9 protein-coding genes are annotated in these 12,683 nt (G+C 70.0%); 2 read left to right on the plus strand and 7 right to left on the minus strand.

Going from position 1 to position 12,683, the window contains the following annotated elements; all coding sequences use genetic code 11:
* Positions 1-12 precede the first annotated feature (12 nt).
* From OG876_RS37385 to OG876_RS37395, 3 genes are read right to left on the minus strand one after another with little or no spacing between them, the layout of a single operon-like run.
* Positions 13-2,970, minus strand: a complete 2,958-nt coding sequence (locus OG876_RS37385; protein ID WP_328521437.1) for a helix-turn-helix transcriptional regulator — start codon at positions 2,968-2,970, stop codon at positions 13-15.
* A gap of 41 nt (positions 2,971-3,011) precedes the next feature.
* Complete coding sequence (locus OG876_RS37390) at positions 3,012-5,762, minus strand: AAA family ATPase (RefSeq protein ID WP_328521438.1); 2,751 nt, start codon at positions 5,760-5,762, stop codon at positions 3,012-3,014.
* Positions 5,759-6,889: a metallophosphoesterase family protein gene (locus tag OG876_RS37395; protein ID WP_328521439.1), complete on the minus strand. Its 1,131-nt coding sequence runs from the start codon at positions 6,887-6,889 to the stop codon at positions 5,759-5,761. The genes OG876_RS37390 and OG876_RS37395 overlap by 4 nt, the downstream gene beginning before the upstream one ends.
* Positions 6,890-6,993: 104 nt before the next feature.
* Between OG876_RS37395 and OG876_RS37400 the strand changes: the two genes are divergently transcribed.
* Both OG876_RS37400 and OG876_RS37405 read left to right on the plus strand, forming a co-directional pair.
* On the plus strand, positions 6,994-7,539 hold the full coding sequence (locus OG876_RS37400) for a GNAT family N-acetyltransferase (protein WP_328521440.1): 546 nt from the start codon (positions 6,994-6,996) through the stop codon (positions 7,537-7,539).
* Positions 7,532-8,029: a phosphatase domain-containing protein gene (locus OG876_RS37405; protein WP_328521441.1), complete on the plus strand. Its 498-nt coding sequence runs from the start codon at positions 7,532-7,534 to the stop codon at positions 8,027-8,029. The genes OG876_RS37400 and OG876_RS37405 overlap by 8 nt, the downstream gene beginning before the upstream one ends.
* Positions 8,030-8,033: 4 nt before the next feature.
* Here OG876_RS37405 and OG876_RS37410 read toward each other — a convergent pair whose 3' ends face one another.
* From OG876_RS37410 to OG876_RS37425, 4 genes are read right to left on the minus strand one after another with little or no spacing between them, the layout of a single operon-like run.
* Positions 8,034-9,716, minus strand: a complete 1,683-nt coding sequence (locus tag OG876_RS37410; protein WP_328521442.1) for an ABC transporter substrate-binding protein — start codon at positions 9,714-9,716, stop codon at positions 8,034-8,036.
* 6 nt (positions 9,717-9,722) lie between these two features.
* Positions 9,723-10,697, minus strand: coding sequence for an ABC transporter ATP-binding protein (locus OG876_RS37415; protein WP_328521443.1), 975 nt, complete (start codon positions 10,695-10,697; stop codon positions 9,723-9,725).
* A complete protein-coding gene (locus OG876_RS37420; protein ID WP_328521444.1) occupies positions 10,694-11,692 on the minus strand; it encodes an ABC transporter ATP-binding protein in 999 nt (332 codons plus the stop codon). The genes OG876_RS37415 and OG876_RS37420 overlap by 4 nt, the downstream gene beginning before the upstream one ends.
* Positions 11,685-12,683: an ABC transporter permease gene (locus OG876_RS37425; RefSeq protein WP_328521445.1), complete on the minus strand. Its 999-nt coding sequence runs from the start codon at positions 12,681-12,683 to the stop codon at positions 11,685-11,687. Before OG876_RS37425 ends, OG876_RS37420 begins: the two co-directional genes overlap by 8 nt.

Below are 12,683 nucleotides of genomic sequence, written 5' to 3' on the forward strand. Positions count from 1 at the left end.
GAGCCGCGTCGTTCATCCGCCAGGACCGCCGAGCCGCGTCGCCAGGGCAGCAGCCGCCATCCGGCTCGACGTACCGGTCTTCCGCAGGATGTTGGAGACGTGAGCACTCACGGTCTTGTCGGTGATGACGAGTTCCTTCGCGATCTCGCCGTTCGAGCGGCCGGCGACCAGCAACGTCAGGACCTCCCGCTCCCGCGCGGTCAGCGTCGACAACGGAGTGGCCGCCTGCTCTCGTACGACGAGAGGCTCCGGCTCACGAAGGCTGACACGCGAACGCCGCGCGAGTGATTCGACCTCGTCCTGCAACGGCTTCGCACCCAGATCGACGGCGCACCGATGGGCATCCCGCAGTAGGGCACCGACGCTGACCGCAGGCCGACCAGCGGCCGCCGCTTCCGCACAGCGCCACTGCGAGATCGCCCGATACCAAGGCACACCGGCCGCATCGCACGCCTCGGCTGCGCGCTGCCACCGCTCAACCTGATCCGGGTCATCGCGGCACCGGGCGAGCTCAGCCTGGACCAGCGCCTGGTTCATCAAGTGGAACACCCTGTCCGGCCCGGTCGTGAAGGACTCCCAGGGCCACCCGTTCACCACCTCCTCGGCGGCGGCCACTGCGGCAGCGACGCCGTCGGCGTCGCGGGCGTCTCGGGTGTCTCGGGCGGCGAGGGCGAGGTCGGCGGCAGTGTGGACGTAGTGCACCAGCAGGGTGTCGTCGTCCTCGTCCGGAGCGGCGCCCGGGCGGGTGAGCCTGGACCGCAGCCAGTCGAGCGCCTCCCGCGGCTTGCCTTCGGCCGCGAGCACCTCGCTGCCGCCGATGGCGAGGGCAGCTCGAATTCCGATGAAGGTCGTGGAGATCAGTTCGCGGGCCCGGTCGAGATGCTGCCGCGCCTCGGGCACCCGGCCCTGGCGGACAGCCAGCGACGCGGCTGTGAGCCGGATGGCGGCTCCGGCGATGCTGTGACTGCGAGCGGCCAGTGCGGGCCGGAGCAGGTCGTCACACGCCCGCCACCGGCCGGACTCCAGCAATCCGTCAGCTGCCATGAAGGCCAGGAAGTAGGCAAACGGATCTGGGCCAGGCGCCAGCAGTTCGGCCTGGCCGCGCAGGGCTACCTCGATCGCGTCCTTCCGGCGCCCGAGAGTCCGCAGCGCGTTGGCCTGCCAGACGAAGGCATTCAGCAGATCGAGCATCGACCCGCACGAGCGTGCCAGCGACTCGGCCCGCTGTGCGTCCGCCAAGGCAAGCAGGGGCGATTCGTCGAGGATCACACTCGATCGCTCCGCGAATGCTTCCGCGAGCGCCCGCTCTGATCCGGCCAGGCCGGCGATCCGTACTGCTTCGTCCGCATGGGCGATGGCTCCGGGCTTACCGCTCCAGCTCTCAGCCGACCCGAGGGCGGACAGTGCCCGCGCCCGCTCAGCGCTGGCCGGGAAGGCAGCTGTGAGGTCGAGCGCCTCGTAGATGTCTGCCAGGACGGCTTCGATCGGCTCTGTCCGGTGCCAGCTCAGGATGCTCCGTTCGACGAGCAGGTTCGCCGCGATCAGCGGGTCGCGTTCGCGGTCCACCAGACCCAGACCGGTGTCGAGCTGCTCCAGGGCAGCGTCGTTCCGGCCGACTCGCAGGCACACCTCGCTCGTCTGGAGCGCGAGAGTGGTCCGATCGACGAGGCCACGGACATCCGGCGGGACGTGCTCCCACAGGGCACACAGTCGCTCCAGCTGGATGGCCTGCTCCGCAGGTGCCCGCAGCCTGGCTGCGTACTCAGCGGCCATGAGAGACCAACGGTACGTGTCAGCGATCCGGCCGGCTTGCTGGCTGTGGACCGCCAGATCGGCCGCGGCTGCTTCCACCGGGACCGACCGCGCCTCCAGCTCCCGGAGGTAGGTGGCATGGATGAGTGCCGCCTCGTCCCGCGGCAGAGCGTCGTACAGAACCTCGGCGAGCACGGGGTGGCGGAACCAGGGCAGGTCGACCGAGCCGGACCGGAGGACGCCGTGCTGCTCTGCTTCACTCACACATCCGGACAGCGTGGCTGCGTCGACTCCATGCTCCGAGGCCACTGCGGCCAAGAGGGGCAACGGGGTCGGCCGCCCACCGACCGCGAGGACCCGCACCAGCTGACGCGCCGGCCCGGACAGGCGGTGCCAGGCGGCGAGAAGCGCATCACGGAGGGCCTCCGGAACCGTGGCCGGAAGGCTGGACTCGGCCCCTGACAGCTGCCCGGCGAGCAGCTCGGTCAGATAGGGGTTGCCATCCGATCTCGCCTGCACCTGAGTGACCAGGTCGATGTCCACAGGCCGCCCGAACAAGTGCTCCAGTTGTACTCCGGTCGCATCCGGGCCGAGCCGGTCGAGGTGGATCTCGTCGAAGGCCGGCGTACGTCGCATGTCCGCCAGCCAACTGTGGAGTGGATGACCCTCGCCGAGGTCTTCGTCGCGGCAGGTGGCCAACAGCGTCAGGCGCTGGCCGTGGAAGCAGGTGATCAGGTACGAGAGGACGTCCAGCGAAGACATGTCCGCCCAGTGCAGGTCGTCGATGACCACGACCACGGGATGGCGCTGCGCGATGCGATCGAGGACCAGGTCGATCAACGGGATCAGCCGAACCGTCGCAGACACCCGGGTGGTTCCCAGTGTCGGCAGCAGTGTGCTCAGCTCGTCCGCACCGGCCAGAACCTCCGCCCGTTCCGCCTCGTCCGCATCGGCCAGCCAGTCCTGCAGAAGACCGATGATCGGCGCGTACGGGAGCGATGCGCCACCGAAGTGCACGCACGAACCCCACAGGACCAGCAGCCCCGGATCGTCACACACATCTCGAACCAGTCGGGTCTTGCCGACCCCAGCCTCGCCGCGGACAACCACCGCGCGCGGTTCCCCCGCCGCCCCGGCCCGCACCACCTGGGCGAGCAGATCCGCCTCGGCATCCCGCCCAGCGAGCCGACCACCAAGCCGCACCCCCACGGCCCTCATCACTTCAGTCTCCACCCGCTGCCGGGCGGTCGCCAGCAGGGTCACGCGTCCAGCTTGATGAAGGTGGCTTTGGGGACGTATTCGTAGCGGTCGGGCATGCAGGTGAGGATGATGATCTGGCCGTGGTCGCCGGCTCGGCCGAGGAGGGCGCCCATGTCGCGGAGGCGGGCCTTGTCGGACCAGCCGAGGGCGTCGTCGAAGATGACCGGCACGCTGCCGTCGCCGGTGCTGACGAGGTGACTGATCGCGAGCCGGGTGATGATCGCGAGCTGCTCCTGAGCACCCGTCGACAACGCCTCCACCGGCAGCCGGACGCCGTCCAGCTCCCGCTCGGCCACCGCGAGGTCGTCGTCCAGCCAGACCTTGAACGACGGACCGTACACACTCCGCCCGAGCGACTCGATCCGGCTCTGCAGCGGTTCGGAGTACTTCGTCTGCGCCTCGGCCCGATGCCGGCTCAGCGTCTCATGCACCCGGCGGGCCGCTTCCGCGCGCCGACGCAGACTGTCGTGCTCCGCGCGTACGGCGGCCAACTCCAGGTCGGCCACATCGTGCCGTGTCGCCAATCCGTCCCGGCCCGACTGCTCCAACCGGCCCTCGGTCGTCCGCAACGCGTCGCGCAACGTGTCCCGCTCATCCTGCAGCCGCTTCGCCACCGCCAACGCATCCGCCAGCTCACCGGCGACCCGATCGGCCCCGGCCGCGTCCACCTGCTCCTGTACGGCGGTCAGCTCTTCGAGCACAGCCTCGACTTCAGCCGTCGCCTCGCCCTCCGCCGCGGACACCGCCTCGTCATCGAGCACGGCCCGAGCCGCCTCCAAGGCCTCGACTGCGGCGGCCAACCGCTCCCCCGCGAGCTCCGACCGCGCCCGGGCCTGCTGTGCCTCGGACCGATCCTCGTCGGCCGCCTTCCGCGCTTGCGCCGCCGCGAACTCCGCGTCCGCGAGGATCCGCTCGACCTCGGCCAACGCGTCCCGCGCGTCCTCCAGCGCCCGCTGCGCACCGGCCAGATCCCCAGGTGCTGGAGCCGGCACCTCGAAGTCGTCGAACAGCGTGTCGTGCGGCGAGGCGAACTCCTCGAACAGCGACATCTGCCCCGGCACACCCTCGACCGCGGGCTGCTTCCCGCCGGCCTCCTCGGCGTCGTCCTCGTCACCGAGCCGCGCTGTCAGGACCGCGATCCGCTCCCCCGGATCCCCACCGGCCGTCAGCGACTTCTCGGTCCGGCGAGCCTCGTGCAACTCGGCGGACGCGGTGTCGGCCTTGCGCAGCAACTCCCGCGCGGCCGCGACATCCTTCACGCCGGCCTTCTTCAGCAGGTCCTTCTCGCGCCGTACGGCGTCGTCCACCCGCGACCGCAGCGTCGCCGCCTCGCCGCCGGCCCGCACGGTCACCTCGACGTGCCCCGGTACGCCGACGACCAGTTCACCGGAGACCAGCACTTCGGCCGACCCGTCGAAGCCCAGCTCGGAAGGCACGTCGCCGTCCAACCCGGTCCCCGACAACTCGACCGGCTCCGCGCCAAGCCGCCGTACGAGAACCTCCGGTACGCCGGCCGCCAGCGCGGCCCGGGCCTCGACGACAGCGGCCCGCGCGTCCTCCAACGCGGCGACCAGCCCGTCGTCGACCTTGATCCGGTCCAGGATCGTCCCGGCCGCGGCGATCCGGGCGCGGACGTCGACCAGCTCGGCCTGCTGTCCGAGCAGCCGGTCGAGCTCGGCGCGGTCCATCAGTTCCGAGACCCGGCGCTCCGCCTCCTGCACGTCCGTACGACGGAGGTCCTTGAGCTCGATCACCTCGGCCAGCGCGGCCTCTGCCGCCTGCACGGTCTCGGCCGCGGTCTTGGCGACGAGGTCGGCATCGGCCCGGCGCTCGGCCAGCTCGGCATCGGTCTTCGTGAACCGCTCGACCTCGTCGAGCAGGCGTTCGCGCTCGACCCGGGTCCGGGTGTGGTTCTCCAGCCGGGCCCGCGCGGTCTCGGCGCGGTGCCGGACCGAGTCGCGGCGGAGCAGGATCTCGTCGGTCGCCTTCTTGCGTTCGCGCAACTCCTCGACCGACTTCAGGTGGTCGAGCGAACGATTGTCGACATCGGACAGGTCGAGCGTCAGGCGCTCGGCGCGGCGGATGTCCTGCTGGACCTCCTCCATCGCCTTCAACGCCTGGGCCGCGGCCAGCTCGGCCGCCGAAACGGCCCGCTCGGACTTCGCGAAGTCGCCGGTCGGACGACCGCCACGCGTCCAGTAGCGCAGGTACTCGTGCTCGACCGCTGACACGAGCGGCATCGACGCACCGTCGACCGGCGTCCCCGATTCGGCGGTGACCGCGGTGATCAACGGCTCGGCGTCGGCCGGCGTTGGCAGCACCAACGACTGGCCCTGGCTGACCATCAGGGTCTGCCACAACACCGGGTCGACGTGCTGGTGGAACAGCTGCTCGGCCTCGTTGTGGGCCTCACGGCCGGTCCACAACTGGCGTCGGCCGTCAGGCTCGACGATGGTCAGCTCGGTGGAACGGTTCTTCAGCCAGCGTTTGGTGTAGATGAGCTCGCGGCCGCCGAGCGTCAGCTCGACCGTGACCTCCGGGCCGACGTCCTGGCCGACCGGCTGGATGTCGCGGATCCGGGTCGACTTGGAGTCGTCGGGCAGGTCGAAGACCAGCCCGAACGCCTCGACCAGGCTGGACTTGCCGACCTCGTTGTCGCCGACCACCACGGTGGTGCCGAGCGCGGGGAGCCGGACGGTACGGTCCTTGACGCCGCGGAAGTCCCGCAGCGCCAAGCTGTGCAGCCTCATCCCGCGTCCCGCGCCAGTCTGTGCATCAACGACAGCGCGGCGCCCGCACCCTCGTCGCCACCGGCCAGTGCCTGCCGCAACTCCTCCATCGCGGCCCGCGCCGGTCCGCTCAACTGCAGCGCGTCGAGATCCGCCGCGTCCGGCGCCGGCCGCACGGTCCAGAACTTCGCCCACCGCTCGACACTGGCGAACACCTCGCCCTGCGCGTCGATGATCGAGTCGAGCCGGCTCAGCAGTGGCAGCGGCAGCGAGCCGTCGCCGGCCAGCCGGACATAGGTCCGCTCCTTCTCCGGCAGCTCCGCGAACCAGTCCTCCAGCGCCTGCAGCGACTCCTCGTCGAACAGCTCGACGCGATGGTCGACCATGTGCCACGCGCCGACCCGCACCGGCTCGACCTCGATCTCGCCGCCGCCGACACTCACCTTGAGCACGTTGCCCGGCGCGTCCTCCTCGGGCGAGGTGACCTCCTGCGTCCCGGAGAACCAGATCCGATCGGTCACGCGCGTCGTCGAGTGCCGGTCGCCGAGACCGACGTACTGCACCCGTCCGTCCGCGACCGCCGCCTCCAGCGCGGCCTGATCGATCGTCGGTACGTCGGACATGCCGCCGGAGAGACTGGTCAGCTGACCGTGCGCCAGCAGGATCCTCGTCGTACCGGGCTCGGCCGGCGTCAGCTCGGCGTACCCGGGCGCGGCCGGGTCGGACATCGGCCGGCGGGATCGCCACGGTGCGCCGACGATCTCCACACCCGGCACGATCTCGACAGGCTTGCTATCGGTCAGAACGGTCACATGCGAGGGTGCGTGCGCCTGCCATTGACTCGAGGTCCACAGCGAGCCGGGCTCGAGCGCGTCATGGTTGCCGGGCAGCAGCACCACCGGCACCGGGATCCGCTTCAGCGCCTCACACGCCCGCAGGATGGTCTGCCGCTCGACCTGGTTGTGCTCGAACACGTCCCCGGTGACGACCACGAACGCCGCCCCGGTGGCCGTCGCGACCTCGCCGATCCGCGCGACAGCGTCCAGCCGCGCCTGACCCCACCGGGCCTGGCCGTCCGGCCCCAGGAACCGGCGCATCATCCCCAGCTGCCAGTCCGAACTGTGCAGAAACGTGATCGACTCATCCATCGCGCTGAGAACGCTAACCTGCCCCGCCGACAACCGGCCAACCCAACACACCCCAACCCCCACACCGCCCACACTCCGGACAGGTGAAATGAGAGGGTCGCAGGGTGGAGACGGAGCGATTGCGGTTGCGGCGGTTCACGGCGGACGACGTGGGGTTGCTGGTGGACCTGGACTCGGATCCTGAAGTGATGCGGTTCCTGACCGGTCAGCCGACGCCGCGGAAGGAGATCGAGAACGTCGTCCTGCCGGAGATCCTGAAGATGTACGGCGAGCATCCGGAGCTGGGCACGTTCGCCGCCGAGCAGAAGGTTGACGGCGCATTCATCGGGTGGTTCGGCCTGCAGCCGGCGGCCACACCCAAGACCGTCGACGTCGGCTACCGGCTGAAGCGGACCGCCTGGGGCAAGGGCTACGCAACCGAGGGCACCAGAGCGCTGATCGACAAGGCGTTCGGCGAGCTCGGGATGGAGCGGGTGGTCGCGGACACCATGGCGGTCAACCACCGCTCCCGCGCGGTGATGCGGCGGTCCGGGCTGCGGTTCGCCCGGCTCTACCACGAGCACTTCGACGATCCGCTGCCCGGGACCGAGTTCGGCGAGGTCGAGTACGCCGTCGACCGGCGGACCTGGGAAGCTGGGCGACGTGCCTGACGATCGACAGCCGTACGCCGTACTGGACATCGACGCGACCTTGTCCGACACCAGCGAGCGGATCCACTTCCTGGCGAAGCGGCCGAAGGACTGGGACTCGTTCTTCGCGCACGCGAAGGAGGACGCGGTCCTGGACGAAGGCCTGGCGGTCGCGACCACGCTGGCCGCCGACCACGAGATCGTCTACCTGACCGGCCGGCCCGAGCGGCTGCGGCGCGACACGCTCAAGTGGCTGAAGGACAACGGCTTCCCGGGCGGCGAGGTCTACATGCGCGGCAACACCGACCGCCGTCCGTCGGTGGTGATGAAGCTCGGCCGGCTCAAGCGCCTGGCCGAGGACCGTCCGGTCGCCGTCCTGGTCGACGACGACGTGAAGGTGTGCGCGGCCGCGGAGAAGGCCGGCTACACGGTGATGAGGGCCGACTGGGGACTCGATGCCGAGACCCAGCCGACCCTCTTCGACGCTCAGGAGTCCGAAGGACGGACCTGAGGCCCTACTTGCTCAGACCCACGATCAACTGGTTCGGGTACGGCGGGTAGGCGGACAGGTAGAAGTTCTGCACCTTCGACCCGTGCAGGAACGCGTTGCGCGCGTAGATCAGCGGCACGACCGGCGAGTCCTGCATGATCTGCTTGTCCACCGCGCCCCACATCCCGGCGGCCTTGCCCAGGTCCGACTCGGCCGTCGCCGCCGCGATCGCGGAGTCGACCGCCGGGTTCGAGTAGCGGGAGATGTTGTACCCGCCGTTGCCGATCTCCGACGACGCGAACAACGGCTGGATGTTGCCGATCGCGCTCGGGAAGTCCGGCAGCCAGCTGGACACGGTCAGGTCGAAGTCCGGCTTGTTCCCGGTGATCAGGTCGGTCAGCGGCTCGGTGTCGAGCGGCTTGATGGTGACCGTGATCCCGGCCCGCTTCAGGCCCTGCTGGATCGCCTGCGCCACCGGGAGGCCGGTCGCGGTCGTGTTGTCGGCGACCAGCACCAGGTTGAGGTTGCTGACGCCGGCGGCCGCGAGCATCTGCTTGGCCTTCTCCGGGTCGCCCTGCGGCGGCGCCGGGAACAGGTCGAACTTGTTGAAGCCGTCGATGCCCGGCGTGATCAGGGTCGTGGCGAGCTCGCCGCCGTACTCCGGACCGCCTTCGGCGACCTGGACGGCCTGCTTGTCGACGGCGAACTGGATCGCCTTGCGGACCTCGGGGTCGGCGAGCGCGGGGCGCTTCATGTTCATCGCCAGGTACTGCAGGGCGCCCGAGGGCGACGTGGCCACGCGGGCCTTGACGGCCGGATTGCCGGAGACCGTCGGGATCAGGGCGGCCGGCACCGAGGTGCCGGTGGTGGCCGCGAACTTGTCGTCGCCGGCGTCGGCGATCAGGCGCTGGTTCACCACGTCGGGCTGCAGGCCCATGTCGAACTCGATGGAGTCCGGCAGGCCGGTGCGAGCCTGGTCCGTCGACTTGTCCCAGCCCGGGTTGCGCTCCAGCTCGAGCTTCGAGCCCGGGGCGTACGACTTCACCTGGTACGGACCGCTGGCGACCGGCTTCTCACCGTAGTGCGCCGGGTCGGTGTCGGCCTTCTTCGGCACCGGCGAGAACGCCGGCATGCTGACGATCCAGGGCCAGTCGCCGAACGGCTTGTTCAGCTTGAAGACGAGCGTGGTGTCGTCCGGCGTCTGGACCGAGGCCAGGTCGCCACCCTTGTACGGGCCGGTGTACTTGTCCCCGCCGACCAGCAGCGACTTGTGGTAGCCGAGGCCGCCGGACAGCTCCGGCGCGAACGACCGCTCGATGCCGTACTTGATGTCGGCGGCAACGATCGGCGACCCGTCGGCGTACTTGAGGCCCGGCTTCAGCTTGTAGGTCCAGGTCTTGCCGCCGTCGCTGACCTGACCGGTGTCGGTGGCCAGGTCGGGAACCAGTTGCGCCGCTTTGCCCTGCTCGGTCTTCCACGAGGTCAGGCCGCGCAGCACCAGGTGGATCGTGCTGATCCCCAGGTTCTGGCTCTTGGCCGGGTCGAGGTTGATCTCCTTGCTCGTGGTGAGCACGTGCCAGGTGCCGCCCTGCTCCGCGGCCGCGGTGCTGCCGCCACTGGGGGCGGACTTGTCGTTTGCGTTGCAGGCGGCCGCCGCCAGCACCAACGCGGCCGCTACCGCGACCGCTCGGGTTAGGTGTTTCATCATGTCCTCTCAGGAGGTGGGGGGCTCAGGGAAGTAGCAGGCGGCCCGGTGTTCGGTGCTGCCCTGGGCGGGCTCGAGCACCGGTCGTCGGGTGGCGCACACGTCCTCCGCCTTGTAACAGCGGGTCCGGAACGGGCAGCCCGACGGAGGCGCGATCGGCGTCGGGACGTCGCCGGTCAGCACGATCCGGTCCCGCTCGACACCCGGCTCGGGCACCGGGACCGCGGACAGCAAGGCCTTCGTGTAGGGGTGGGCCGGCGCCGAGTACACCTGGTCGGCCGGACCTTCCTCGACGATCGTGCCGAGGTACATGACCGCCAGCCGGCTCGCTACCTGGCGGACGACGGCCAGGTCGTGGGCGACGAGCACGTACGACAGACCGAGCTCGTCGCGAAGGTCGGCGAGCAGGTTCAGCACCTGGGCCTGCACCGACACGTCGAGGGCGGACACCGGCTCGTCGCAAACCAGCAGATCGGGCTTCACGGACAACGCCCGCGCGATCCCGATCCGCTGCCGCTGACCGCCGGAGAACTCGTGCGGATAGCGGTCGAGGTGCTCCTCGGACAGCCCGACCTGATGCAGCAACTCGACGAGCTGCGCCCTGGTCGGCCGGATCCGTTGGGCGCGGAACGGCGTACTCAGGATGGTGCCGACCGACTGCCGCGGGTTAAGCGACGCCTGCGGGTCCTGGAACACCATCTGGATCTTGCGCCGGACCGGCCGGAGCCTGCGGCCGCGGACCTTGGTGACGTCCGCACCGCCGATCTCGACAGTGCCCTGGGTCGGGTCCAGGAGCCGGGTCGCGACTCGGGCCAGCGTGGACTTGCCGGAGCCGGACTCGCCGACCAGACCGACCGTCTCACCCTTGCGTACGACGAAGTTCACCCCGTCGACGGCCTTGACGACCTGGGCCTTGCGCCACGGCACGCCGCGGAGACCGAAGTACTTCTTGACGTTCTTGAGGTGGAGCAGTTCGTCACTCACCTGATCACCTCGGGCCGGCGACCGAGATGGCAGGCGGCTTCGTGATCGCCCTCGCCGGGACGCGGCGTGAGCTCGGGGCGCTCGGTGATGCAGCGTTCGCCCACCAGGTGCGTGTAGGCGCACCGCGGCTGGAACGGGCACCCGGTCTTGATCGAGCCGGGCGACGGCGGGGTCCCGGGGATCGTGGTCAGCCGCGGCTGCGGGGGTACGTCGACCCGCGGCATGGCACCGAGTAGACCCAGGCTGTACGGATGCGCGGCCCGGAAGAACAGGTCGCGGACCGTGCCCCGCTCGGCCGCGCGACCGGCGTACATGACCAGAACGTCGTCGGCGACCTCCGCGACCACTCCGAGGTCGTGCGAGATCAGGACGAGCGCAGTACCGAACTCCTCCTGGACGTCGTCCAGGAGGCGCATGATCTGTGCCTGCACGGTCACATCGAGTGCGGTCGTCGGCTCGTCCGCGATCAGCACTCTCGGGTCGTTCACCAGAGCCATAGCAATCACGACCCGCTGCCGCATTCCCCCGGAGAACTCGTGCGGGTAGCTGTCCGCCCGCCGGGCCGCGTCCGGGATGCCGACCTTGTCCAGCATCTCGACCGCTCGCCGGTTGGCCACCTTCTTCGACACGTCGTGGTGCAGCCGGTACGCCTCGGCGACCTGCCAGCCGACGCTGTAGTACGGGTTCAGCGCGGACAGCGCGTCCTGGAACACGAGCGCGATGTCGTTGCCGCGGATCTTGCGGAGGTCGTCGTTCGGGAGGCCGATCAGCTCCCGGCCGTCCAGCAGCACCTCGCCGGTGACGGCGGCGTTCGACGGCAGCAGGCCCATGACCGCGGCGGAGCTGACGCTCTTGCCGGAACCGGACTCGCCGACGATCGCGAGCGTCTTCCCGGGCGCGACCGAGAAGTCGATGCCGTCGACGGCCGGGACGAGACCGCCCTCGGTCGCGAACGTGACGTGCAGGTCGTGCACTTCCAGCACCGGCTCAGCCATGGCTCACCCTCGGGTCGAGCACACCGTGCACCACGTCCACCACCAGATTCGCCAGGATGATCAGGAAGGCCGCGAACAGCGTCACGCCGACGACCACGGCCACGTCCAACTGGGCGACCGAGCTGATCAGCAGCTCGCCGAGGCCCTGCATGCTGAACACCTTCTCGGTGACGATCGCGCCGCCGAGCAGAGCACCGAGGTCCAGACCGAACAGCGTCACGATCGGCACGAGAATGCCGCGCAACCCGTGCGTCACGACCACGCGTGCTTGGCCGGCGCCCTTCGCCCGGGCGGTGGTGATGTAGTCGAGGTTCATCTCCTCGAGCATCTGCGCACGGGTGAGCCGGACGTACGCCGCCGCCTGCAGGGTCGCGAGAACGATCCACGGCGTGATCAGGTGCCAGGCCCAGTCGACCGGGCTCTCGGTGAACGGGACGTAACCGTTGACCGGGACCATGTTCAGCCAGAATCCGAAGACCAGGATCGCCAGCAGCCCGAGCAGGAACGACGGCATCGACACACCGATCAGCGCGAAGCCGATCGACAGCCGGTCGAGCAGCCGGCCGCGGTTGAGGGCGGCGACCACGCCGAGTGACACCCCGACCAGCAGCCACAGCACGGCAGCGCCGAGGGCGAGCGACGCGGTGACCGGCAGCCGGTCGAGGATCAGCGTGGTGACCGGACGGGCCAGCGGGAACGAGTACCCGAAACACGGTGCGTCGCAGTGCACGACCGCCGTACCTTCGCCGTACGTCCGGCCGGCGAAGACGCCCTTGAGGAAGCTCAAGTACTGCTGAAGGGTGCTCTGGTCGAGCTGCATGAAGTGCCGGGCCTGCTCGAGCCGGTCCGGCGTACAGGGCTTGCCACAGGCCAGGCGGGCCGGGTCGGCCGGGATCGCGTAGAAGACCAGGTAGACGGCCAGGCTGAGCGCGAGCATCACGAGCAACGCCGCGAACAGGCGGCGGAGGACGAACCAGGTGACGCCGGCCAT

Source organism: Kribbella sp. NBC_00359, from assembly GCF_036097425.1.
Classification (GTDB): Bacteria; Actinomycetota; Actinomycetes; order Propionibacteriales; family Kribbellaceae; genus Kribbella.